Annotated in this window: 30 protein-coding genes, 1 other RNA gene, 1 riboswitch and 1 other annotated feature; of the genes, 2 read left to right on the top strand and 29 right to left on the bottom strand. The window is 36.0% G+C overall.

The window, feature by feature from the left end; translation table 11 throughout:
- Nucleotides 1-336: 336 nt before the first annotated feature.
- The 29 genes from EKM79_RS02680 to EKM79_RS02820 form a co-directional block, all read right to left on the bottom strand.
- On the bottom strand, nucleotides 337-861 hold the full coding sequence (locus tag EKM79_RS02680) for a folate family ECF transporter S component (RefSeq protein ID WP_125565633.1): 525 nt from the start codon (nucleotides 859-861) through the stop codon (nucleotides 337-339).
- A 69-nt stretch (nucleotides 862-930) separates the two neighbouring features.
- A riboswitch (THF riboswitch) is annotated at nucleotides 931-1,027 on the bottom strand.
- 83 nt (nucleotides 1,028-1,110) lie between these two features.
- Nucleotides 1,111-1,848 carry an acyl-[acyl-carrier-protein] thioesterase gene (locus tag EKM79_RS02685; protein ID WP_246005604.1) on the bottom strand — a complete coding sequence of 246 codons (738 nt, stop codon included), beginning with the start codon at nucleotides 1,846-1,848 and terminating at the stop codon, nucleotides 1,111-1,113.
- Between the two features lies 1 nt (nucleotide 1,849).
- Nucleotides 1,850-2,722, bottom strand: coding sequence for a 16S rRNA (cytidine(1402)-2'-O)-methyltransferase (gene rsmI / locus EKM79_RS02690; RefSeq protein WP_125565636.1), 873 nt, complete (start codon nucleotides 2,720-2,722; stop codon nucleotides 1,850-1,852).
- A gap of 17 nt (nucleotides 2,723-2,739) precedes the next feature.
- The gene (locus tag EKM79_RS02695) at nucleotides 2,740-3,090 is read right to left on the bottom strand and encodes an initiation control protein YabA (protein WP_125565638.1); all 351 of its coding nucleotides are present in this window, start codon (nucleotides 3,088-3,090) and stop codon (nucleotides 2,740-2,742) included.
- 11 nt (nucleotides 3,091-3,101) lie between these two features.
- Nucleotides 3,102-4,055, bottom strand: coding sequence for a DNA polymerase III subunit delta' (locus EKM79_RS02700; RefSeq protein ID WP_125565640.1), 954 nt, complete (start codon nucleotides 4,053-4,055; stop codon nucleotides 3,102-3,104).
- 2 nt (nucleotides 4,056-4,057) lie between these two features.
- On the bottom strand, nucleotides 4,058-4,381 hold the full coding sequence (locus tag EKM79_RS02705; RefSeq protein WP_125565643.1) for a cyclic-di-AMP receptor: 324 nt from the start codon (nucleotides 4,379-4,381) through the stop codon (nucleotides 4,058-4,060).
- A 1-nt stretch (nucleotide 4,382) separates the two neighbouring features.
- The gene (gene tmk, locus EKM79_RS02710) at nucleotides 4,383-5,033 is read right to left on the bottom strand and encodes a dTMP kinase (RefSeq protein ID WP_125565645.1); all 651 of its coding nucleotides are present in this window, start codon (nucleotides 5,031-5,033) and stop codon (nucleotides 4,383-4,385) included.
- A 148-nt stretch (nucleotides 5,034-5,181) separates the two neighbouring features.
- The gene (locus tag EKM79_RS02715; protein WP_125565647.1) at nucleotides 5,182-5,469 is read right to left on the bottom strand and encodes a YaaL family protein; all 288 of its coding nucleotides are present in this window, start codon (nucleotides 5,467-5,469) and stop codon (nucleotides 5,182-5,184) included.
- A 1-nt stretch (nucleotide 5,470) separates the two neighbouring features.
- Nucleotides 5,471-6,070 carry a recombination mediator RecR gene (gene recR / locus EKM79_RS02720; RefSeq protein WP_125565649.1) on the bottom strand — a complete coding sequence of 200 codons (600 nt, stop codon included), beginning with the start codon at nucleotides 6,068-6,070 and terminating at the stop codon, nucleotides 5,471-5,473.
- A gap of 3 nt (nucleotides 6,071-6,073) precedes the next feature.
- On the bottom strand, nucleotides 6,074-6,382 hold the full coding sequence (locus EKM79_RS02725) for a YbaB/EbfC family nucleoid-associated protein (protein WP_342769515.1): 309 nt from the start codon (nucleotides 6,380-6,382) through the stop codon (nucleotides 6,074-6,076).
- A 55-nt stretch (nucleotides 6,383-6,437) separates the two neighbouring features.
- On the bottom strand, nucleotides 6,438-8,171 hold the full coding sequence (gene dnaX / locus EKM79_RS02730) for a DNA polymerase III subunit gamma/tau (RefSeq protein ID WP_125565653.1): 1,734 nt from the start codon (nucleotides 8,169-8,171) through the stop codon (nucleotides 6,438-6,440).
- 128 nt (nucleotides 8,172-8,299) lie between these two features.
- Nucleotides 8,300-8,382: signal recognition particle sRNA small type (ffs, locus tag EKM79_RS02735), an RNA gene on the bottom strand.
- Nucleotides 8,383-8,425: 43 nt separating this feature from the next.
- Nucleotides 8,426-8,902 (bottom strand): nucleoside deaminase, encoded by a 477-nt coding sequence (locus EKM79_RS02740; protein WP_164505983.1) that lies wholly within the window; start codon nucleotides 8,900-8,902, stop codon nucleotides 8,426-8,428.
- Between the two features lie 4 nt (nucleotides 8,903-8,906).
- Nucleotides 8,907-9,509, bottom strand: coding sequence for a class I SAM-dependent methyltransferase (locus EKM79_RS02745; protein ID WP_125565655.1), 603 nt, complete (start codon nucleotides 9,507-9,509; stop codon nucleotides 8,907-8,909).
- 89 nt (nucleotides 9,510-9,598) lie between these two features.
- Nucleotides 9,599-9,967, bottom strand: coding sequence for a 50S ribosomal protein L7/L12 (rplL, locus tag EKM79_RS02750; RefSeq protein WP_125565657.1), 369 nt, complete (start codon nucleotides 9,965-9,967; stop codon nucleotides 9,599-9,601).
- Nucleotides 9,968-10,000: 33 nt separating this feature from the next.
- Nucleotides 10,001-10,507, bottom strand: a complete 507-nt coding sequence (rplJ, locus tag EKM79_RS02755) for a 50S ribosomal protein L10 (RefSeq protein WP_125565659.1) — start codon at nucleotides 10,505-10,507, stop codon at nucleotides 10,001-10,003.
- Nucleotides 10,508-10,553: 46 nt separating this feature from the next.
- Nucleotides 10,554-10,671 (bottom strand) — a sequence feature (ribosomal protein L10 leader region).
- A gap of 30 nt (nucleotides 10,672-10,701) precedes the next feature.
- A complete protein-coding gene (rplA, locus tag EKM79_RS02760) occupies nucleotides 10,702-11,382 on the bottom strand; it encodes a 50S ribosomal protein L1 (protein ID WP_125565661.1) in 681 nt (226 codons plus the stop codon).
- A 90-nt stretch (nucleotides 11,383-11,472) separates the two neighbouring features.
- Entirely contained in the window at nucleotides 11,473-11,898 is a 426-nt protein-coding gene (gene rplK / locus EKM79_RS02765) for a 50S ribosomal protein L11 (RefSeq protein ID WP_125565663.1), read from the bottom strand.
- Nucleotides 11,899-12,023: 125 nt separating this feature from the next.
- A complete protein-coding gene (gene nusG, locus EKM79_RS02770) occupies nucleotides 12,024-12,563 on the bottom strand; it encodes a transcription termination/antitermination protein NusG (protein WP_125565665.1) in 540 nt (179 codons plus the stop codon).
- Nucleotides 12,564-12,659: 96 nt separating this feature from the next.
- Nucleotides 12,660-12,848: a preprotein translocase subunit SecE gene (gene secE, locus EKM79_RS02775; protein ID WP_125565667.1), complete on the bottom strand. Its 189-nt coding sequence runs from the start codon at nucleotides 12,846-12,848 to the stop codon at nucleotides 12,660-12,662.
- Between the two features lie 13 nt (nucleotides 12,849-12,861).
- Nucleotides 12,862-13,011 (bottom strand): 50S ribosomal protein L33, encoded by a 150-nt coding sequence (gene rpmG, locus EKM79_RS02780; protein ID WP_076613567.1) that lies wholly within the window; start codon nucleotides 13,009-13,011, stop codon nucleotides 12,862-12,864.
- An 84-nt stretch (nucleotides 13,012-13,095) separates the two neighbouring features.
- The gene (locus EKM79_RS02785; RefSeq protein WP_164505984.1) at nucleotides 13,096-13,650 is read right to left on the bottom strand and encodes a sigma factor; all 555 of its coding nucleotides are present in this window, start codon (nucleotides 13,648-13,650) and stop codon (nucleotides 13,096-13,098) included.
- Between the two features lie 193 nt (nucleotides 13,651-13,843).
- Entirely contained in the window at nucleotides 13,844-14,632 is a 789-nt protein-coding gene (gene rlmB, locus EKM79_RS02790; protein ID WP_125565671.1) for a 23S rRNA (guanosine(2251)-2'-O)-methyltransferase RlmB, read from the bottom strand.
- Nucleotides 14,613-15,026 carry a Mini-ribonuclease 3 gene (locus EKM79_RS02795; protein ID WP_125565673.1) on the bottom strand — a complete coding sequence of 138 codons (414 nt, stop codon included), beginning with the start codon at nucleotides 15,024-15,026 and terminating at the stop codon, nucleotides 14,613-14,615. The genes rlmB and EKM79_RS02795 overlap by 20 nt, the downstream gene beginning before the upstream one ends.
- Entirely contained in the window at nucleotides 15,019-16,422 is a 1,404-nt protein-coding gene (cysS, locus tag EKM79_RS02800) for a cysteine--tRNA ligase (protein ID WP_125565675.1), read from the bottom strand. Before cysS ends, EKM79_RS02795 begins: the two co-directional genes overlap by 8 nt.
- 81 nt (nucleotides 16,423-16,503) lie before the next feature.
- A complete protein-coding gene (gene gltX, locus EKM79_RS02805; protein WP_125565677.1) occupies nucleotides 16,504-18,000 on the bottom strand; it encodes a glutamate--tRNA ligase in 1,497 nt (498 codons plus the stop codon).
- Complete coding sequence (locus EKM79_RS02810; protein ID WP_125565679.1) at nucleotides 17,981-19,231, bottom strand: PIN/TRAM domain-containing protein; 1,251 nt, start codon at nucleotides 19,229-19,231, stop codon at nucleotides 17,981-17,983. The genes gltX and EKM79_RS02810 overlap by 20 nt, the downstream gene beginning before the upstream one ends.
- A gap of 17 nt (nucleotides 19,232-19,248) precedes the next feature.
- Complete coding sequence (gene radA / locus EKM79_RS02815; RefSeq protein ID WP_125565681.1) at nucleotides 19,249-20,625, bottom strand: DNA repair protein RadA; 1,377 nt, start codon at nucleotides 20,623-20,625, stop codon at nucleotides 19,249-19,251.
- 24 nt (nucleotides 20,626-20,649) lie between these two features.
- Nucleotides 20,650-21,192 (bottom strand): dCTP deaminase/dUTPase family protein, encoded by a 543-nt coding sequence (locus EKM79_RS02820; RefSeq protein ID WP_125565683.1) that lies wholly within the window; start codon nucleotides 21,190-21,192, stop codon nucleotides 20,650-20,652.
- Nucleotides 21,193-21,326: 134 nt separating this feature from the next.
- Here EKM79_RS02820 and EKM79_RS02830 point away from each other — a divergent pair, with 134 nt between their 5' ends.
- Entirely contained in the window at nucleotides 21,327-21,626 is a 300-nt protein-coding gene (locus EKM79_RS02830; protein WP_125565685.1) for a GNAT family N-acetyltransferase, read from the top strand.
- Nucleotides 21,627-22,316 (top strand): ribose-5-phosphate isomerase RpiA, encoded by a 690-nt coding sequence (gene rpiA / locus EKM79_RS02835; RefSeq protein WP_125565687.1) that lies wholly within the window; start codon nucleotides 21,627-21,629, stop codon nucleotides 22,314-22,316.
- Nucleotides 22,317-22,329 lie beyond the last annotated feature (13 nt).

The raw sequence follows: 22,329 nt of genomic DNA on the forward strand, positions 1-22,329 counted from the left end.
TTGCCACGAAGTGGTGAGGTCACTAATCGTAGTAAACGGAAGAAGTTGATTTTCGTAACTCGTTTCAATCAGAGAGTGGAGAAAGACGGGAGATTTTGAGCATTGCCTAAGATAACTGAGGTGCCAACACAGTTGGTGCATTAGTTATCTGTAGCAAGCGCAGAAATCTGTCTTTCGCAACTCGTTTCAATCAGAGAGTGGAGAAAGACGGGAGATTTTGAGCATTGCCTAAGATAACTGAGGTGCCGCATTAGTTGTCTGTAGCAAGCACAGAAATCTGTCTTTCGTAAAACTACCGATCCGTACAAATAATTTTACAAATAAAAAAATCGACCACTAACGGCCGATTCTATTAAATCTAGAATTACTGATCCACTTAAGAACCAAGTATAACAATCCTGTTTGATAAACTAGACTAAATAATTCTTTAAGAACTCTAGGAACCAACAATGTCCAATATGGTAAATTAGTCATCATTTGAATCCACAATGTATTCAATCCAGTATTAACTATTACTGTAATCAATAATACCGCTACAAAAGTTCTAAGGATCGTTACTTTATGATTGTAAAGCACAAATCCATATATAAGACCTGCAACTAAAGCTGAAAATGTAAAGCCCCAGAAAAATCCACCGGGTGCTGGCATTATCACGTTACTGATAATATCAGCAATTACATTAGCAATGGCAGCCTTATATGGTCCGAAATAGTATCCCATTAGTCCTATTGCTATGAAGCTGAAGCCAACCTTCAAGGTATTACTACCAATTGACAGTTTGCTCAAAACCATCTCCATTGCAATTAATAAAGCCATCCACGTCATTTCGTGGACATTGATAACTCGACTGTTCGTATTCATTCACGACATCTCCTTGTAGGAGCTGCCACAACATATAACTAGAGGCTAACGAATTAACTAACTATATAAAGTGGCGAATGCGGAAACAAAATCGCAAGCTAGAGCTCTTCGTCCGGTGTTCACATTCCGTTCCGCCGGCACTTTACGCTTTGAATCCTACCCCAAAAATATTTTACTTAAACATATTACCACAAGTTAATACCCCTACCTAAAGATTATGCTTACAACCTTTTTCATAAAAAAATACAATTATTTTTCTTCCCACGTGATCCTAGCAATCGCATTTAATTCACCATTACTCTTAATCCAATGAGTTGTTGTCAAATTATCTTCATCTACTTTAGCAAAAATTTCAGGTTCACTATGGATATTCAGTTCCTTATCATATTTAATATCCATACTCTTAGCACGGTGTTTCTCGACAAAATCTATTCCAAGAGAATCTACCATCCAATCAAAATAATAAGAGTTATTAACATGACGGTTAACATCAATATTGTAATAACCAATATGTTGATTTGTCTTAATATCATAGTCTTCCGGAGCACGTAACCGAGCAAATCGTTTGATCTTAGTAATTTCTTCAGCACCAAACATATCGGTCAACTGTTCAGCAGCACTAACCATCTTACGTGCCTTAACGTCAATAATAACAAAAGCACTAGACAACTCTACCATACGATTACCATCTGAATCATCGATCCAAAAATCACGATAAAAGAAATATTTATTGTAGCTAGTAGCACGAGTACTTACTTTTAGTTTTTGCCCTAAAGTAGGCATCTTTTTTATATCCATATGATATTGGACTACAACCCAGCCCAAACCGCGTTGTACCATCTCTGAACTATCTGAATCGGATTCATGCAATTGCTTTTCTGATATCAATAACATTGCATCAATCAATGATGATAAACGCATATCACCAGTTAAATTTGCAAAATAAAATGGAAATTCTATTTCCTGTGAGTAAATTTGTTCCGCCACTTTATTCTTCCTTTCCAATACCATGATATAAGTTATAAACAATTTGCTTACGCAAATCATTCTGACTAGCTACTTCTTTAATCGCCTTATTAGGTTTTTCTCCTGATTGAATCAACAAATCGATTGAATTAATTATCTCAGAGTCAGACATATCTTCAACTTCTTCAGTTGTCTTTCCAGACAAAACCAAAACATACTCACCTTTAGGATCATGTTCTTGATAGTATTCAATTACTTGATCGATTGTTCCACGTAAAAATGCCTCATGAATCTTAGTTAATTCACGTGCCAACGTTATCTTTCTGTCACCACCAAAATATTTTTTTAAATCTTCAACAGTTTTTGCAACTCTATATGGTGATTCATAAATAATGGATGTTTCTTTACGTTGAGAAAGATCTTCCAAAGCTTCCGTTCTTTCTTTTCCTTTACGCGGCAAGAATCCATAAAAATAAAATGGTTGTGGTTCAATACCTGACGCAATTAAAGCCGTCGTTGATGCACTTGCTCCAGGTAGAGGAACAACAGCTATTTCCGCTTCAATAGCAGCTTTAACCAATTCTTTACCAGGATCACTGATTGAAGGCGTACCAGCATCGCTGACCTGTGCAATGTTAATTCCAGAATTCATCTTCTCAATCAACTCGGGTATTCGTTGTGCAGTATTGTGTTCATGGAAACTAATCAAATCAGTTGTAATATCAAAATGATTCAATAAGTTCTTAGTATTTCTAGTATCTTCTGCAGCAACTAAATCCGCATCTTGTAAAGTTTTGACTGCTCGAAAGGTCATGTCATCTAAGTTACCAATTGGCGTTGGCACTAAAAAAAGGCAGCCCTTCGAATTATTAACAAAACTCCTTTGTTCAATCATTCAAAATGCTCCCTTACTTATTTTTTATTTGGTTTACTATGATTTCCGTAAATTACCCCTAAACAGAAGACACATTCTTCATTTTCTTTACGGTGAGAACCATAAAATTGCTGGCAAACATGAAATCCCTTATGATAAAGCTTCTCTAGGTTCAATCGTGAAGTAGGCAATTCACTCTCATTGAAACTCTTATCTTCATAACCAAGCTTTTCTAATTGCTTGCGAAGATTGTGGTTCTCCATCTTAAGTTCTTCTTTTTCTTCCAAATCTTTTGATAGTCGTTCCTTGAGAGCATCAATTTGGCTACTCAAACTACCTAATTGATTAGAGATAGATTCAAACTCGTCATACAAATCTTTTTCTGCCATTGTTTCACCTACTAACTCACAAATTTTAATGACAAATCCTCTAAAATTGCTTGAAATGCAACGTTGCTTTTCCACATTTCTTCAGCTTTAAATAATTCATCTGAAAAACTAACAATCTGTTGAATACTTTTATTTGAAAGAACATCTTCTCTTATAAGAAGAGATTTATTTAAATTGTACCTAATTGATAATATATCACTAAATATCTGATTCATCATATCGAAAATCAAATGTTGATGGTCTTTATTCTCAACTAAAGGCATTATATCAGTCTGTATATCTATAAAACTATTTATTTTTTTCTGATTACATTCTTTCATCCATACAGTTAACGCTGATGTCATCTTTTGATAACTTTCACCAGTCGTAGCTTGTAAAAATTTAATATCAGAAATTTTTAACGCTATTTTTGCCTGATCTGGTTTGTATCCCAGTTCTACTAAACTATCAATTTCATCTTCATTACTTTTATTCGACAAATGAAATATTTGAACACGTGAACGAATCGTCTGCAACATTTGCTTAGCAGAATCTGCTAACAAAATCATCATTAAATTACCCTCGGGTTCTTCAATAGTTTTTAGCAGATTATTACTTGCAGCATTAGTCATTTTTTCAGCTTCATCAATAATCAAAATTCGGCGATTACCTTGAGTAGCCGTCATATTTGCTTCTTTTTTGAAGTACTTAATATCATCAACACCAATACTTTGCTTGTCTGTTCTAACTTCCAATACATCTGGATTATCACCTAGCGCAATAGTTTGACATTTTTGACAAGTTTGATCTGGCATACCATCTTGTAGATTATCACAAAACTGACTTTGAGCTAACCAAATGGCCACTTGTTGTCTGACTTTAGAAGAAGCATTATCAATTAAATAAGCGTGTGACAACATATTAGATTTAATAATTTTTTGAAATTCATGCAGTACCCTGGTTTGCTCTTCTAGTAGATTTTCCATTTTTAAAATCTTACAAATTTATCCACAGGAAGGATAAAACAAGTAGCTCCTCCAACTTGAACTTCTATTGGATCATTAATTCCCGCAGCTTCTGGTAATGCAAAAGTTGAAGTAACAAATTGTGTTCTTGTATGACATGTTTTCTTTATTACCTCGAGTGCTGGATCAACCTTATCCTCTTCAACACCAATAATAAATGTCGAGTTACCAGACTTTAAAAATCCACCAGTTGAAGGTAGACGTGTTGCACGAAAGCCCTCCTTTACTAGATGTGTTTGTAGTTGTTGACTATCTTTATCTTGGACGATTGCTAAAATTACTTTCATTTTATTTTCCTCCGTTAAATACATTTGGAAATCTCTTAATAATAACATCTAATGCATCAGAAACGACTTTTTCAGGTGCCTGATTTGCATTAATACTCTTTATTCTATCAGGATTAGCCACTACTAAGTCAAGATAAGAGTCGTGAACACGTTCATGGAAGCTCAATGCTTCTTGTTCCAAACGATCCATTTCTCCCTCATGATCCTTACGAATTCTTGATAACCCAATTTCAGGCAAAATATCAAAATAAATTGTCAAATCTGGTAAAGTACCATCAATAGCAAAGTCGTTTATTTCAGCGACTTCTTTAGCTCCAATTTCACGTCCGCCACCTTGATAAGCAATGGAACTGTCAACAAAACGATCACTCAACAGTATCTTGCCCGCAGACAAAGTCGGTCTAATTACATCGACCACATGTTGTCGACGTGCAGCTGCGTATAATAGTGCTTCAGTTCTATCATCCATTTTTTCATCATGAACAGTCAATATTATTTTTCTGATCTGTTCGGCTATTTCACTACCACCAGGTTCTCGAGATTCGACTATTTCTTTGCTAGTACGTTCTTTTAACAAAGGAATCAGTGCGCTTAAAGCAGTAGTTTTTCCGGCCCCATCTGGACCTTCGAATGATATAAATATCCCTGACATCTGGTATTCTCCCTTTTAATACATTGATTCTATTTTACTTGATATTGGTGTTTGGGTAAACAAGCTATTGGAATGGACTAGTATGAAATCTAATAAAGCCGACAATCTGTTTTAGATTGCCGGCTTTATTCACATTCTTTGTAACTCACTACCAGTGTTTCTCCGCACGGCTAGGTTGTTTTAAAAATGTATCTTCATCTCCAAAAATAATATCAGTCGTATGTTTAGCTTGAGCTTTGCGGCGCCTGGCTTCTAAATATAAAAACTGATACTTTGCTCGATCAATTCTTAATTGTAATCTAGCCTCGTCAGAAACTTCCAATGAATTATTAATTATGTGTTGTGAATTACTGATTTGTTGCTGAATCTGATGAATACTATCCATTAAACGATCATTTTCCATTTTTTCAACACTGGCTTTTTTTCTACCAAACATGTTAAATCTCCCTGCGACCCAGAACAGCACTCTTCAGAGTCATTTCATCGGCATATTCAATGTCTGATCCAACGGCTAATCCATGCGCTAATCTAGTTACTTTTATACCTGCCGGTTTTACTAGTTTGGCTAAGTATTGCGCTGTCGCTTCTCCTTCTGGAGTTGCGTTTGTAGCAATAATCAATTCTTTAACTTTGCTGTTTTCACGTAAACGATTAAGCAGCAGTTTGATATTCAGGTCTTCAGGACCAACACCATCGACCGGAGACAATACCCCTCCTAGAACGTGATACAGTCCATTATAACTATTCATATCATCCAAAGACATTATATCCTTTGGCTGTTCAACAACTAATATTGTTGATTGATCACGATTCTTATCGCTACAGATTGAACAAACTTCATCTGTAGTGATATTTCCACAAATTTTACAAAACCTTAAGTCAGTTTTGGCGGACATCAGATTGTCAGCAAATTCTTGAACTTGACTTTTATCCATGCCCAATGTAAAGAATGCCATTCTTGTCGCTGTTTTACGACCAATTCCTGGCAACATCATATAACTATCAATTAATTTTGAAATCGGCTCTGGATATCTCATTTATTACATCAACCCGTTTGTGTATTTACCTAACTTGGCATCTTTATCCTTGTCGACCTTAGCCATACCATCATTCAATGCATCAATAAGCATGTCTTGTAATGTATCAGGGTCGTCAGGATCAATAATCTTTTCATCGATTTTAATATCTAGTACTTTCTTATCACCATTCATTTTGACAATTGCAAAATCATCAACTGAATGTCCCTCATAATCTGTTTTGCTTAATTGATCTTGAGCAGCTGCAACTTCTTTTTGCATTTTTTGAGCTTGGCGCATAATGTTGGCCATATTTCCGCCCATTCCACCCATATTTGGCATTCCTTTACTCATAACTATCTTCTCCTTTTAAAGTATATTTATTCTACTAATCATCTTTAACTTCAACCACACCGTCATCGCCAAATAACTTAAGGGCTTCATCAACAGTTGGATCAGTTTTCTTTTGTTCTGACTTAGATTCTACATTGTTACTCTTATTAGAATCAATATTATTTGCAATATATTCTTTACGAATTTCAGGCCATTGGGCCTTTGGTACTAAAACAACTTGGCAATCTTTCTTAAGTAACTTCCCAACATTATTAGTAAGCTCATCTAAGAAGCCATCTTGTGCTGTTTCAAACCACATCTCATAATCAAAAGCAACAACAATGCCTTCATTTGATGCGGCAACTGGTTCCGAAATACTCATAATGGAACGTTGCGTTATTGACAACATACTCATTAAATCTGGCCAAATATCCTTTGCCGTATTCAAATCATTTTTTGTAGCATTTTCCAAAACTTGATAAATTGCCGTCTTATTCAAATGCGTACCTTTTTTACTACTTCGTTTAGGCTTACTATTATAGTTTTGACTATTTGAAGCAGGAGTCTGCGACTGATTTGATAATTGTTTAATTTCTTGCTTTAAACTAGCAATCTCATCTCCCAATTGTTCAACCTTACGATTATCAACTGGTGTTTCCACCTCTTCTTGCGAAGATGTAGAAGGTGACAATACTTGCTGTTCTACTTTAGGTTCACTTATCTTAACAGTCAAAATTTCCATATAAACATCAGTTTGATTGGAATTCTTAAGATTCTTCTGTGTAGCACTGACTTGATCAACTATATAGAACAATCTAGTATTATCAAACTTATCAGCAATCGCTAACAATTCATCTGTCATTACTGACTTATCCATTTGTTGGGACAAATCCGAATTAGAATTATACAATATGAGATTTCGACAAACTCGAATAATCATCTCAGTAAATCGCATTGCTGAACGACCACTTGCTAATATCTGATACAAACTAGTCAACGCATCAGCTGGTCTATTCTCGGCAATGGCTGTCATGTAAGAAACAATTTGTTCATTACTTAGAGCACCTGTAACTTCTTGTGCATTCTTCAAAGTCAGCTCGTCATCACCATATGACAACGCCTGATCCAAAATACTTAATGCATCACGCATACCACCCTCAGCAGACGCTGCAATGATATTAAGTGCTTCTTCGTCATATTTAATATTTTTGTCATTCAAAATATAAACCATACGATCAAGAATATCTTGACGCGAAATTCTTCTAAACGTAAAGCTTTGAGTTCTTGAAATAATAGTTGCCGGAATCTTTTGCGGTTCAGTAGTCGCAAGAATAAACATAACATTTTCTGGTGGTTCTTCCAGAGTCTTCAATAGAGCATTGAAAGCACCTTGAGAAAGCATATGAACTTCATCAATAATATAAACTTTATACTTAGCTTCAGTTGGAGCATATTTTACTTTGTCACGAATATCACGGATCTCTTCAACACCATTATTAGAAGCGGCATCAATCTCAATCACATCATTTAAACGATTTTCATTGGCAGCCTTACATATTTCACATTCATTACAAGGCTCCCCATCATGTGGATTTAAGCAGTTAACTGCCTTTGCCAAGATTTTGGCGCAAGAAGTCTTACCGGTACCACGGGGTCCACTGAATAAATAGGCATGACTGGTCATATTACTTGCAACAGCATTACGTAAAGTCTGCGTGATAACGCCTTGACCAATTACATCTGAAAAAGTTTGGGGACGCCAAACTCGATATAGTGCTTGATATGCCATATTTCCTCCTTGCTCTTAACACAGTACTTAAATTTTACCACAAATTTTCACACAAACTTATGAAATTGATTACACATATGCAAATAAAAAAAACTCCTAATCAATTAAGATTAGGAGGCTAATATACATAACAAAAGGCACATGGTACAACTCACTTAGTGCTGCTTTCTTCCGAACCTGACACGATTCACAAGAGCACCATTGCCCTAAGGCCTTTCGGCAATAACTATATTACTATAAATAACGAATTAATGCTACTTTTTACGACGAATTTCTCTAAAGAAATTGCGTAATAAATCGCCAGTTTCCTTTTCTTTAACATGTTCCAACACTTCAGGCTGGTGATTATAGCGCGTTTCTGTTAATAAGTTAACGATAGATCCGACTGATCCCGATTTAGGATCGCTGGCACCAAAAATAACTTCTTCAATCCTACTATTAATAATAGCTCCCGCACACATTGGACAAGGTTCAAGAGTTACAAACAAGCTTGTATGCTCTAATCTCCAACTGCCAACCGCTTTGCAAGCCTGTTCAATAGCTATAATCTCCGCGTGTTTAATTGCGTCTTGCGTCTCTTCACGTTCATTAGAACCACGACCAATTATCTTTCCCGTCTGATTATCTACAATTACACAGCCTATCGGGACTTCGGCACGATCCTGTGCTTTTAACGCCTCCACAATAGCCTGATCCATATAATCGTTAATTTGTTCATTAGAAAAAATCATATAACTAACCCAACTTACTTCTTAAAATGTAATAGCCCTTTTCACGTGTAACGATTTCGACATTGCCATATGTTGAATCCATTAACTTCTTAGCTGAAGGCGCACCTTGTTTCTTTTGAATAACAATCCACAATTCACCATTATCAGCTAAATGATCCTTTGCACCGCTAATGATACCAGATACAACATTCTTTCCTGCTCTAATAGGTGGATTAGAAACTACCAATGCATACTTCTCTGTAATATTGTCATAAATATTAGATTCAAAAATATTAACGTTCTTAATATGATTCGTTTCTGCATTTTTTTTTGCTAAATCTATCGCACGTAAATTAACATCTGTCATATCTGCTTTACGATTCACCTGTTCTTTAGCAAGTGAAAGTCCAATGGGACCATATCCACAGCCTACATCAAGCATATTGCCATCTGGAATTTCGTCAAAGTTAATTGCATCAATCAAGACGCGTGAACCAAAATCAACAGTTTGGCGAGAAAAAACTCCGGCATCAGAGGTAAATGTTAAATTGTTATTTCGCAAAGTAAAATTAAAGTCTTTTAATTCATGCTCTAAATCATCTGAGTTCTCAAAATATTGGTTAGCCATATTTGTTCCTTTCTAAAAAACGAAAATGAGGGTAAAAAAAAATCCTCTTACGAGGATTAATTTTATCATAATAAACTTATAAAAGGTTATTACTTCAATGTAACTGTTGCGCCAACAGCTTCAAGTTTTGACTTCATGTCTTCAGCGTCAGCCTTAGCAACGCCTTCCTTGATAACCTTAGGAGCACCATCAACAAGGTCCTTTGAGTCCTTCAAGCCAAGTCCTGTGATACTACGAACTTCCTTGATAACCTTAACCTTTTCTTGACCTGCTTCTGTAAGTTCAACGTCAAATGAGTCTTTTTCAGCAGCAGCGTCGCCACCAGCAGCAGCACCAGCAGCAACTGGAGCAGCAGCTGTAACGTCAAATTCTTCTTCGATAGCCTTAACAAGGTCGTTAAGTTCTAGAATTGAAGCATCTTTTAAATCATCGATAATCTTTTGTGTATCTAAAGCCATTTTAATGTCCTCCGAATTATGTTTGTTTTTTAATTAAGCAGCTGGTTCGTCGTCTTTCTTTTCAGCAACAGCTTTAACAGCCAATGCGAAGTCGCGAACTGGAGCTTGTAATACAGATACCAACATAGATAGTAAACCGTCTCTGTTTGGTAGTGTTGCAAGTGCTTGAATTTCTTCTAGAGATGCAGCCTTGCCTTCGATGATTCCACCCTTGATTTCAACGGATTCAACATCTTTAGCATACTTAGCAGCAACTTTAGCAGGTGCAACTGGATCTTCTTCAGAATAAGCGATAGCTGTTGGGCCAACGAAGAATTCTTCTAGACCTTCAAGTCCAGCTTCTTCTGCTGCACGTCTCAAGACAGTGTTCTTGATAACTTGCATAGTAGCACCTTGCTCACGTAATTCAGCACGCATAGCAGTAGCTTGTTCAACAGTAAGACCTAAGTAGTCAACAACAATAACTGACTTAGCGCCCTTAAGGTTAGCAGCAACTTCTTTAACGAGTGCTTCTTTTTGTGCTAGTTTTTCTTGCTTCATTATTACGTTTCACCTCCACAATTTATTTTAGTTAATTCTACAAATTTCGGCTAAAATAAAATCTCTGCGTCCGAAAGACACAGAGATTAATTAACAATCTTCTGGCCTCGGCAGGATATTAAGATTCACATCACCTGAGTCTTCGGTAGAAATCAACTATTGTACATTATCATTATTTTGGTTATTAGTCAACATTAAGCGTTGATTTTTAGACCAGGGCCAAATGTTGATGTCATATTAACACTAACAATATAGTTACCCTTCAATGATGCAGGACGTGCCTTTGCGATAGCTTCGTAGAATGCGTTAAAGTTAGAAGCAATCTTGTCAGTATCGAATGACAACTTACCGATAGGTGCGTGGATCAAACCATTAGGATCTACACGGTAAGTAACTTGTCCAGCTTTAATATCATTAACAGCCTTTGTAACATCCATTGTTACAGTACCTGTCTTAGGGTTAGGCATCAAACCTTTAGGTCCAAGTACACGACCTAAACGTCCAACTTTAGCCATCATTGGTGGTGTTGCAACAGCAACATCAAAGTCCAACCAACCGTCTTGAATCTTTTCAACAAGGTCGTCAGAACCAACGATGTCAGCACCGGCAGCTTCAGCAGCCTTAGCTTGTTCACCTTCAGCGAAGACGATAACCTTTTGTGATTTACCTGTTCCGTTAGGTAGAACAAGGGCACCACGAATTTGTTGATCAGCTTGTTTTGGATCTACATCCAAGTTAATAGCAACTTCAACAGTTGCGTCAAATTTTGCATAATCTACTTTTTTAAGTAAGTCAGCAGCTTCTGTAGCAGTGTAAGTCTTATCCTTATCCACTTGCTTCATAGCTTCAATATATTTTTTTCCATGCTTAGCCATGCTAAGTTCCTCCTTGCTTTGTGGTCTATTGGGGATTTTCCCCTCCCACTTGTTAAGAACACTTTCGTATTCCTGTAAACTGCTTATTGTCTAGTCTTCTACTGTAAAGCCCATACTTCTTGCAGTACCAGCAACCATACGCATTGCAGATTCAACACTTGCAGCGTTTAGGTCTTTCATCTTGGTTTCAGCAATTTCGCGAACTTGGTCGTTTGTGACAGTGGCAACCTTGTTCTTGTTAGGTTCGCCAGAGCCCTTTTCAACACCAGCAGCCTTCTTCAAAAGAACTGCTGCAGGTGGTGTCTTTGTAACGAAGTCGAATGAACGGTCTTCGTATACAGAGATAACAACTGGAATAATCATTCCTTGTTGATCTGCTGTACGAGCATTGAAGTCCTTTGTAAAGGCAACAATGTTAATACCAGCTTGTCCTAAAGCAGGACCAACTGGTGGAGCTGGAGTAGCCTGCCCAGCAGGAATTTGTAATTTTACTACGTTAGCAACTTTTTTAGCCACGGTGCATACCTCCTTAGTCCGTGATGTGGTCATATTGAGAATCTAAATTTTCTCTCCCACATGTACGTTCAAAAAACATACCGTATTATAATAGCACGGATCTAATCCTTTATCAATATAATTTATTATTTTTGAACATCGCTGAAATCAACTTCAGCACTTGTCATACGTCCAAACATATCAACGTCAACTTTAATTTTGTCATGATCTTCGTCAATTTCTGTAACCTTACCTGTCATATTAGCGAAAGGTCCGTTAACGATTGTAACGTTCTCACCAACTTCAAAGTCGTTACCAGCTTTTACACTGATTCCAAGGTCGTCCAGAATATGATCAATTTCTTCTGGTAATAATGGTGCTGGCTTACTTCCTGAACCATGGCTTCCAACGAATCCTGTAACACCAGGTGTATTACGAACAACGAACCATGATTCATCACTCATAACCATCTCAACAAGAACATATCCTGGGAAAGTCTTTTTCATTTCTGTCTTTTGTTTACCATTTTTTGTTTCTGTTTCTTCTTCTTCAGGAACTACTGCACGGAAAATATAATCTTCCATACCCATTGATTGAGCACGTGATTCCAAATTTTCCTTAACTTTATTTTCGTATCCTGAGTAAGTATGTAATACATACCATTGTTTGTCGCCAGCTTCAGCCATAATTTCCTCCAAAAATCAAAATAAAAAAACCTCGAACAAGGTCGAAGTTTTCTTTCGTTACTAAAATAATATCAAATTATCTGTATACTTACAATCTTATTTGCTTCCCATTACGAATTGTTGTAGCAAAGCTACCAATCCCCAATCAACAACAGCAAAGAAAATAGCATACATCAAAGATGTAGCAATAACAGTCCAAGTATCACGTCTGTTTTCCTTTGCAGTAGGCCAAACGACCAATTTCATTTCTTTTTTTACACTACCAAAAAATTTAAATAATTTCATTTAGTCCTCCAGATTAGCGTGTTTCTTTATGCAATGTGTGTTTGCCACAATGCTTACAAAATTTTTTAACTTCAAGGCGTTCTGTGCGATTCGGATTCTCAGAAATTGTGTAATTTCTTGAACCACAAACGCTGCAAGCTAATGCTACTTTTCTTAATCCCATGAGTTTCTCCACATTCTATGCAGTCTGTATCTCATACATTATAGATTCTTAGGATCAAAAAGTCCATGACAAACGTATAACAAATTAAATGTATTCCATAATTTTTAGTCTACACCTATTAGCAGCTCTACCCAGTTGCCTTGTGTCACACATAGCCATTTCACATGCAATATGCATCTTTAATTCACCCAATAAAAATTGTAAAGCTATCAACTCAAGCTTACTCAATTCTTTAACCATCTCTTCAAAATGACTTGAAGTATCTAGTAAATGAACATAATTTCTGACAAATTCATTAGAGTTTTCATCAGTAATCACCTGCTCATAAGAACACGCTAATTGGTTGGCTTGCCTTTTAACTGTATTTTCTCTTCTAACGATATCAATAATATGATTTTTAAATTTTAATTTAAAAAAGCTACCGAATTTTGAACCACTCGTTCCATCAAAAATTTTACAAGTAGCGTAACAAACGATTAAAGCCTCCTGATACCAGTCACTCTGGTCATATAGACCTATTTTATACTGGAAATAAAGATTGTCTATCATCGGTCGATATCGTTCAACCAATGACTCCAATGCTTTGGAATTTTTATCCTCCTTAACTAAGTTTATAAGTGCTAGCTCAAAATTATTCATGCACTGTCTTCTCCCATTCATTAGTTTTATCGAATGGTTTTCCATATTTAAAGCTATCATGTATTCTATGCCGTTTTAAGAGAACATTTGTTTACAAAAACTTCGTTAGTTATTTTTTGTTAATATCTATGAAAACATTATTATACATAAAAAGGATTTCATCAGTTATCAATAGATGAAACCCCTTTCTCTTCTATGCATGTCTTGAAGCAAAAGCTTGATACAACAGTACACCAGTGGCAACACTAGCATTTAAACTTTGAACATGTCCAACCATTGGTATACTCAAGGTTTGATCTACCTGCTTAAGAACTAGTGGAGAAACGCCCTTACCTTCATTACCAATTACTAAGGCAATTGCTCCTTTAGCATTCCAAGTCCGATAGTTATCGCCTTCCATGGCTGTACCAAATACCCAGACATTTTCTTTTTTCAGATCATTAATTGTGTTAACTAAGTTTGTAACACGAACAACAGGAACGTGCTCAATAGCCCCTGTTGATGTCTTAGCAACGACAGAAGTCAATCCGGTAGAACGATGCTTAGGAACGATAATTCCATGTACGCCCACGGCATCAGCTGTTCTCAAGATTGAACCCAAGTTATGTGGATCTTCAATTCTATCCAAGATCAAAATAAATGGATCTTCATTTCTCTTCTTGGCTAGTTTAAAAATATCGTCTAACTCTGCATATTGATAAGGAGCTATATATGCAGCCATCCCTTGATGATTACCACCATTACTAATGTCATCTAATTTGTTCTTAGGAACTTCTTGGACAATTAGTTTACTACGTTTAGCAAGTTCAATAACTTCACCAATATGTTCACTCTTTAGTCCCTTTTGAACTAAGACCTTGTTAACACGCTGACCAGCTGTTGGTGATTTCAATAGTTCAACTACTGAATGATGACCAAAAACTAGTTCTACTTCTTCATTATCATCATGATTGTTTCTATTATTATTTGAATTTTTCTGCATCAGTTTCTCCCGATTCTACTTTGTCAATACACCATTGTGCGAGTTCGGCTACACGATCCTTTTGGCCGCTGACATCCAAATAACCAAATAGTGCTTCAAACCCTGTGGACATGTGATAAGTTACAACACTCGTATTTTTCGCTTTAGTGTACTTTTTAGCATTACGCCCGTTCTTATAAATACGTATTTCATCTTCTGACAGTACACCTTCTTCAATCATTAATGTGATTAACGATGCTTGTGCCTTAGCTGAAACATAATGTGTTGCTTTATTTTGTAACTGGTTAACTTTAGTAATATCTAGGTCTAACAAATGCTCACGAATAAATACTTCATAAACAGCATCTCCAAGATATGCTAAAGTCACTCCATTTAGTTGCTCAATCTTAACCATCTATATGCCACCGTGTTCCTTGAGGAGTATCTTCTAAGATTACTCCCATTTCCTTTAATTTATCACGTAATTCATCACTCGTAGCAAAGTCCTTATCGGCACGAGCCTGATCACGTTTTTCAACCATTGCCTGAATTTCTTCAGATAAGTCTTCCTTTTTACCAAATTGGATACCCAAAACACCGGATAAATTAGCTAACTCATCCAAAATGTACTGAACACTTCCAGCACTAACAGTATCTTTTGAACTGTAATTATTTGCTAACGTTACTAATTCAAAAATTTCAGTAATACCATTTTGTACGTTGAAATCATCATTCATTGCAACTTTAAACTTATCCGAAATCTTGTCAACTTCTGACTTGATATCGTCAGCATCACCATCAGCATTCTCTAATCTGAAATTCAAATTATTATAGGCTGTTTTAATTCTTTCATAATTATCTGCAGCTTTTTGTAAATTAGATTGAGAATATTCTAATGGACGACGATAGTGAGTAGATGACAAGAAAAACCTCAACACTTGTGGGTCTATTGTTTTAACCATGTCATGAACTGTAACGAAGTTACCAAGCGACTTACTCATCTTCTCGTTATTCTCAACTGTAACAAAACCGTTGTGCATCCAATAATTAACAAACTTCTTACCCGTTTTGGCTTCACTTTGGGCAATTTCATTCTCATGATGTGGGAATTCTAGATCTTGTCCACCACCATGAATATCAAACGTATCTCCAAGATATTTTGTAGACATAACTGAACATTCAATATGCCATCCAGGACGTCCTTCACCCCATGGAGAATCCCATTTAATTTCGCCCGGCTTAGCCTTTTTCCACAAAGCAAAATCAATTGGATCTTGCTTCTTATCAAATTCAGTTTCACCAACATGTTCACTGGCACCCTGAACTAATTGATCAATATTTTGATCCGATAACTCACCATAATGCTTGAACTTACGAGCACGATAAAATACATCGCCATCAGATTCATACGCATATCCTTTTGCTATTAGGTCAGATATGAAATTGATAATTTCTTTGATATTTTCAGTTGCACGTGGATTCACAGTTGCACGTTGAACATTTAATTTATCAATATCTTCAAAAAATGCTTTGATGAACTTATCAGCAACTTCTGGAACTGTAATATTTTCACGATTGGCTTCTTTAATCATTTTGTCATCGACATCAGTAAAGTTAGAGACAAATTTTACTTTATAACCTAAATATTCTAAATAACGACGAACTGTATCAAAAGCTACGATTGAGCGAGCATTACCAATATGAATGTAGTTATAAACAGTTGGACCACAGACATACATGTTAACCTCACCGGGAGTTAGTGGTTTAAATTCTTCTTTTTCACGTGTTAACGTATTGAATATTTTTAACATAGATTCTCCTTTCTACAAGAAAAAAGAGACTGAGGCAAAACGAAAGTTTTCCTTCAACCTCTTTTTTAAGATATGTAATTTTTATTTCATTTGATTCAATGTCTTATCAATATTTTCTAAGGCTTTATCTTTACCAATCAATTCGATAGCTTCTGCAATTGCTGGACCGTGCATTGTACGTGTGGCAGCAATTCTTGCAGGCATATAAAGTTTTCTACCCTTAACACCAGTATCAGCACGAACGCCTTGAATAGCAGCCATAATTTGTGTAGCTGTGAAGCGGTCTAGTTTTTCTAGTTTGCCACGTAAATCTTCAATCGCTGTGCGTGAATCATCATTTTCTAATTCAGCTTGTTCATCATCTGTTAAAACATCTGGTTGATTGAAGAAAATATCTGATAATTCAACAATTTGTTGAGTATATGACATTTGTGGCATGTACAATTCTGTCAAGTGTCTTACCCATTGAATTGTATTTGTATCTGGGTTAGCAGGAATACGTTTTGCTTCAATTAAGTTTTCAAGTACTAAGTCTGTTATTTCACTAACATCAGCAGTCTTAACGTATTGGTTATTGACCCATTCTAGTTTCTTTTGATCAAATTTAGCAGGTGATTTACTCAAACGATGTTCATCAAAAATCTTGATAAATTGTTTGCGTGTGAATAACTCTTCTTCACCAACTGGTGACCAACCTAATAATGTAATGAAGTTAAACATAGCTTCTGGTAGATAACCCAAAGCACGGTATTGTTCAATGAATTGTAAGATAGATTCATCACGTTTACTTAACTTCTTACCTGTTTCAGTATTAATAATAAGTGTCATGTGACCAAACTTAGGTGCTTCCCAGCCAAGTGCTTCATAAATCATCAATTGTTTTGGAGTGTTGGCAACATGATCATCACCACGAAGAACGTGACTGATTTCCATCAAGTGGTCATCAATTACAACGGCAAAATTATATGTTGGCATACCATCACGTTTTTGGATAACCCAATCTCCACCGATTGTATCTGAATCGATTGAAACCTTACCCTTAACGATGTCATCCCATTCATATGTTTTACCCTTTGGTACATGAATTCTAATAACTGGAGTCAATCCGGCATCTTTTGCTTCTTGGATCTTAGTTGCCTTTTCTTCTTCAGACATGCCAGCAAATTCATATTCATAATGTGGCATTTGTCCATTAGCTTCTTGTTCCTCACGTATCTTTGTAAGCTGTTCTTCAGTCAGATATGATTCGTAAGCTAGTCCTTTATCAAGCAATTCTTGAATGTACTTTTGATAAATATCTTTTCTCTCTGATTGACGGTATGGACCATAATTCCCACCGACATCTGGACCTTCATCCCAGTCAACACCTAACCACTTAAGGTTTTCTAGTTGACTTTGTTCGCCGCCTTCAACATTACGCTTTGTATCCGTATCTTCGATACGAATTACAAATGTACCTTTGTGACTTCTTGCAAATAGGTAATTAAAGATAGCTGTTCTAGCATTACCAATGTGTAAATGTCCTGTTGGACTTGGTGCATATCTCACACGAATTTTATTATCTGACTTGTTTGCCATTTCTATGTTCTCCCCTTTTATTTCTAGAATTGTTCTTAGAATTCTTATTGGCATTATTGGAATTCTCTTTAGAACTATTCTTCTTATTACTATTGTTGCCTGTGTTACCTTGGATACCATTCATTGAATGTTTAGGTTTAGCAAATATCATTTTACCAGCATCAGTTTGCAATGCACTAGTTACAACGACATCAACTGACTTGTCAATGAAGTACTTACCATCTTCAACGACCACCATTGTACCGTCCTCTAGATATGCAACACCTTGTTCTCGTTCAGTACCCTCTTTAATAACTTTAACAGTCATTGTTTCGCCTGGCAAAACCATCGGTTTCAAAACCTTGGCTAATTCATTGATATTAAGTACCTGAACATTTTGAAATTCACTTACCTTACTTAAATTATAGTCATTAGTCAAAACAGCGCCACCTATTTCTTTAGCTAATTTAAGTAATTTCATATCAACTTCAGGAATATTATCGTAATCTCTAGTCGTTGTTTCAATGTTAATTGTCGTATCCATTTTCATTTCGTTCAAAATATCAAGACCACGACGACCACGCTCACGCTTCTGGTTATCACTTGAATCAGATATCAATTGAAGTTCATGGACAACAAAATCTGGAATCATAATTTTTCCTTCAAGAAATCCGGTCTGTGCTAGTTGATGAATGCGTCCATCAATAACGACGGATGTATCAAGAATCTTATATGGATAAAAATCTTTTTTAGCTGAACGACGCATAATTTCACCATCGTAATCCATATCTTTTTTATCATCAGCTGACTCAGTGGCTTTACGTTTGGATAAAGAAAAACTCTTCCAATCATTGCGACGACTAGTTCCCATCCGAAACCCTAAGAATCCGAATATGATCATCAAAATAGGTGGAACTATATTTGCAAACATATTGTGCATCATATAGAACGGGATAGAAATAATATTTGCTAAAATCAAGCCACCTATTAAGAAAAGAGAACCAAATATAATCCAACCTGGTGAACGTGAATTCAAATATTTTTCTATTCTAGTATTTAAATCTGTAATGGGCTTTACAAATAAAAACGACAAAAAATAAAATATAATTAATCCAATAAGTCCGTTAACATAGCCGTTATTAAGTAAAAGAACATTACTTAAACCAGTAGCTATCCATACTGCTGGTAATATTGTAATACCTACGGCCAAGCCAAATAGTGCAAAGACCGCATTAATAATATATTTTCGCATATATAAATATATACCTCCTAATCAAATATTTTTTTCATTGCTTCTAAAACAGTACTTACGCCGATAATTTGAATTTTATTATCTTTGGCCCAATCACCTAAATTGTTTTTGGGTACAAATATACGTTGAAATCCAAGTTTTTCGGCTTCATTAACTCGTTGATCAATTCTATTAACTCGACGTACTTCACCAGTAAGGCCTACTTCACCGACGAAACAATCAGTTGCAGGTATACCGATATTTTTATAGCTAGAAGCAATCGCCATTGCTAAGGCCAAATCAATAGCTGGCTCATCTAATTTTACACCACCTGTTGACTTCAAATAAGCATCTTGGTTCTGAAGCATCAAGTTACAACGCTTTTCTAATACCGCCATGATAACTGATACTCGATTATGATCCAAACCAGTTGCTGTACGTTTAGCATTACCAAAAATAGTTGGTGTAATTAGTGATTGAATTTCGACCAAAATTGGACGGGTTCCTTCCATAGATACGACTACCGCAGAACCATTGGCATCCTTCAGACGCTCTTCTAAAAAGATTTCAGACGGATTAGCAACCTCGACTAAGCCCTTAGTCTGCATTTCAAAGATACCAATTTCATTTGTGGAACCAAAACGATTCTTAACCGAACGTAAAATACGATAGCTATGGTGAGTATCTCCTTCAAAGTATAGAACAGTATCCACCATATGTTCCAGTATTTTAGGACCTGCAATCGCACCGCCCTTAGTAACGTGACCAACCACAAACACAGTGATATTTTGCTGCTTAGCTATATTCATCAACTCCGATGTAACTTCACGTACTTGTGAAATACTACCTACTGCTGACGAAATTTCAGGCTCATCCATTGTTTGAATCGAATCAATGATTAAATAATCAGGATCCATGTCGTTAACAGTCTCACGAATATAACTCATATCGGTCTGAGGATAAAGATATAAACCATCTCCGTGAACTCCTAGTCTATCCGCACGCATCTTAATTTGTGAAGCACTTTCTTCTCCAGACACGTATAGAACCTTGCCACCTGTACTTTGAAGCTGACCAGCAACTTGAGTCAGTAAGGTAGACTTACCAATTCCAGGATCACCACCTATTAAAATCAGTGATCCAGGAACGATTCCACCGCCAAGAACACGATTTAACTCTGACAAATCTGTTTTTACACGTGGCTCTTTTTCAAAAGATACGTCGTTTATTTTGACCGGTTTAGCTTCTAAGTCACTTGTCCTGCGGCTAGGTGTTGCTTTAGCTGCTTCTGTGTGAGAATGTTCTATCTCCTCAACCATTTGATTCCAAGCACCACAATTAGGGCAACGTCCTAAATACTTTGGTGAAACATATCCACAGTTTTGACAAACAAATTTCGATTTTGATTTAGCCAATAAAATAGTTCCTTTCTAAATACATTAGATTCCAGATGAACCAAAACCACCTTGACGTTCTTTTAGTCCACCTGCATCTTCATCAGTTGTAAGATACTTAATAAAAATTCCTTGGGCTAAACGTTCGCCCTTTTTAACTTTATAATCAAATGGAAAGAAATTAATCAGTTGAATAAATAATTCTCCTTCATTTCCTTCATTATTGTAGTAATCCGCATCAACCACACCAATTCCATTAGGAATAGATAGTCCTCTTTTCAGTGGATTACTGGATCTACTAGCAATAATCAACACTTCATCATCTTGCATGTATGCTTTTACACCAGTTGGTACTAATACTGGCTTAATACTTTTTTGAATTTCGTTAGTTTTTGATTCGTCAATCTTTCCTTTGCCAAAAATAAATTTAATGACATTTAAGACACCAAACTTCCACATTGATGGAACAATAAAATCTTCTGCGCTCTCGATATCATACCCAGCAGCACTTTTAGTTTGACGAACAGGTAAATTGATTCCTTTATCTTGATACTTTTTTACAATTTCAAAGCCACGTTTTTTTGCCAAATCTAAACTCTCCCATTATCCATTAGATAAATAAAATAATAGCATTTAAACAATGATAAAACTATTGATTCGACTGACTTTCTTCTATTAATACGGTAATATTAAGATAAATAAATATAGAGAGAAGGTAGTTTATGGAAATAAAACATGAAGACGGTCGTTTTTTTATTGAAGAAGATGAGCTGATTGGTGAAATAGCATATTCTCCCGTCAAAGATGGGGTTATCTCAATTGATCATACTTTTGTAAATGAAAATTATCGTGGTCAAGGTATTGCTGGGAAATTACTTAACGAGGCTTTAGATTACGCAGAAGGAAATAATTTAAAAATAGTTCCCGTATGTTCATATGCAAAATCTGTCTTTAAAAATAAACCAGAAATACGCTATTTATTAACTGAAAATTACCAAAAACTCTTAGAGGAGGAACGTTAGTTGAATCAAGATGAATTAAAGAAAGCCGTCGGAGTTAAGTCCGTTGACTTCATCGAAAGTAACACAGTAGTTGGTTTAGGTACTGGATCTACAGTTTATTATATGATCGAGGAACTTGGTAGAAGATATCAAGCTGGTGAAATCAAAAACATCGTTGGTGTTGCAACATCTTCACGTTCTCAAAAACAAGCCGAGGGCCTCGGCATCCCTATGAAAGATCTCAACGATGTTGATCACATCGATTTAACAATTGATGGTGCCGACCAAATCGACAAGAACTTCCAAGGAATTAAGGGTGGTGGTGCTGCTCACTTACTTGAAAAAATGGTTGCAACTAATTCTCACAAAAATATTTGGATCGTTGATCAATCAAAAATGGCTGATAAACTAGGAAGTTTCCCATTACCTCTTGAAGTTATCCCATTTGGCTGTGAAAAGACATTTGCTGACTTAGAAGCAGAAGAGTTGCATCCTGAGTTCCGTTTAGATGACAATGGTAAGCGAGTATTAACTCACAACAAGAATTACGTTATCGATTTAAAAATGGGTGAAATCAATCACCCACATCTACTAGCCGATTGGTTAGATCATCAGGTAGGAATCGTTGCGCATGGACTATTCTTAGACTTAGTTAATACCGTTATCGTGGGTTATGATGACGGTCCTAAAGTTATTAAGGATGTTCGTTAATATATCAATAAAT

Source organism: Companilactobacillus insicii (assembly GCF_003946015.1).
Lineage (GTDB): Bacteria > Bacillota > Bacilli > Lactobacillales > Lactobacillaceae > Companilactobacillus > Companilactobacillus insicii.

Bases quoted from the DNA above. Each gene is read 5' to 3' on its own strand.
- EKM79_RS02680 (WP_125565633.1), bottom strand. From the start codon at position 861: ATGAATACGAACAGTCGAGTTATCAATGTCCACGAAATGACGTGGATG.
- rsmI (WP_125565636.1), bottom strand. From the start codon at position 2,722: ATGATTGAACAAAGGAGTTTTGTTAATAATTCGAAGGGCTGCCTTTTT.
- EKM79_RS02695 (WP_125565638.1), bottom strand. From the start codon at position 3,090: ATGGCAGAAAAAGATTTGTATGACGAGTTTGAATCTATCTCTAATCAA.
- EKM79_RS02700 (WP_125565640.1), bottom strand. From the start codon at position 4,055: ATGGAAAATCTACTAGAAGAGCAAACCAGGGTACTGCATGAATTTCAA.
- EKM79_RS02705 (WP_125565643.1), bottom strand. From the start codon at position 4,381: ATGAAAGTAATTTTAGCAATCGTCCAAGATAAAGATAGTCAACAACTA.
- tmk (WP_125565645.1), bottom strand. From the start codon at position 5,033: ATGTCAGGGATATTTATATCATTCGAAGGTCCAGATGGGGCCGGAAAA.
- EKM79_RS02715 (WP_125565647.1), bottom strand. From the start codon at position 5,469: ATGTTTGGTAGAAAAAAAGCCAGTGTTGAAAAAATGGAAAATGATCGT.
- recR (WP_125565649.1), bottom strand. From the start codon at position 6,070: ATGAGATATCCAGAGCCGATTTCAAAATTAATTGATAGTTATATGATG.
- EKM79_RS02725 (WP_342769515.1), bottom strand. From the start codon at position 6,382: ATGGGTGGAATGGGCGGAAATATGGCCAACATTATGCGCCAAGCTCAA.
- dnaX (WP_125565653.1), bottom strand. From the start codon at position 8,171: ATGGCATATCAAGCACTATATCGAGTTTGGCGTCCCCAAACTTTTTCA.
- EKM79_RS02740 (WP_164505983.1), bottom strand. From the start codon at position 8,902: ATGATTTTTTCTAATGAACAAATTAACGATTATATGGATCAGGCTATT.
- EKM79_RS02745 (WP_125565655.1), bottom strand. From the start codon at position 9,509: ATGGCTAACCAATATTTTGAGAACTCAGATGATTTAGAGCATGAATTA.
- rplL (WP_125565657.1), bottom strand. From the start codon at position 9,967: ATGGCTTTAGATACACAAAAGATTATCGATGATTTAAAAGATGCTTCA.
- rplJ (WP_125565659.1), bottom strand. From the start codon at position 10,507: ATGAAGCAAGAAAAACTAGCACAAAAAGAAGCACTCGTTAAAGAAGTT.
- rplA (WP_125565661.1), bottom strand. From the start codon at position 11,382: ATGGCTAAGCATGGAAAAAAATATATTGAAGCTATGAAGCAAGTGGAT.
- nusG (WP_125565665.1), bottom strand. From the start codon at position 12,563: ATGGCTGAAGCTGGCGACAAACAATGGTATGTATTACATACTTACTCA.
- secE (WP_125565667.1), bottom strand. From the start codon at position 12,848: ATGAAATTATTTAAATTTTTTGGTAGTGTAAAAAAAGAAATGAAATTG.
- rpmG (WP_076613567.1), bottom strand. From the start codon at position 13,011: ATGGGATTAAGAAAAGTAGCATTAGCTTGCAGCGTTTGTGGTTCAAGA.
- EKM79_RS02785 (WP_164505984.1), bottom strand. From the start codon at position 13,650: ATGAATAATTTTGAGCTAGCACTTATAAACTTAGTTAAGGAGGATAAA.
- rlmB (WP_125565671.1), bottom strand. From the start codon at position 14,632: ATGCAGAAAAATTCAAATAATAATAGAAACAATCATGATGATAATGAA.
- EKM79_RS02795 (WP_125565673.1), bottom strand. From the start codon at position 15,026: ATGGTTAAGATTGAGCAACTAAATGGAGTGACTTTAGCATATCTTGGA.
- cysS (WP_125565675.1), bottom strand. From the start codon at position 16,422: ATGTTAAAAATATTCAATACGTTAACACGTGAAAAAGAAGAATTTAAA.
- gltX (WP_125565677.1), bottom strand. From the start codon at position 18,000: ATGGCAAACAAGTCAGATAATAAAATTCGTGTGAGATATGCACCAAGT.
- EKM79_RS02810 (WP_125565679.1), bottom strand. From the start codon at position 19,231: ATGCGAAAATATATTATTAATGCGGTCTTTGCACTATTTGGCTTGGCC.
- EKM79_RS02830 (WP_125565685.1), top strand. From the start codon at position 21,327: ATGGAAATAAAACATGAAGACGGTCGTTTTTTTATTGAAGAAGATGAG.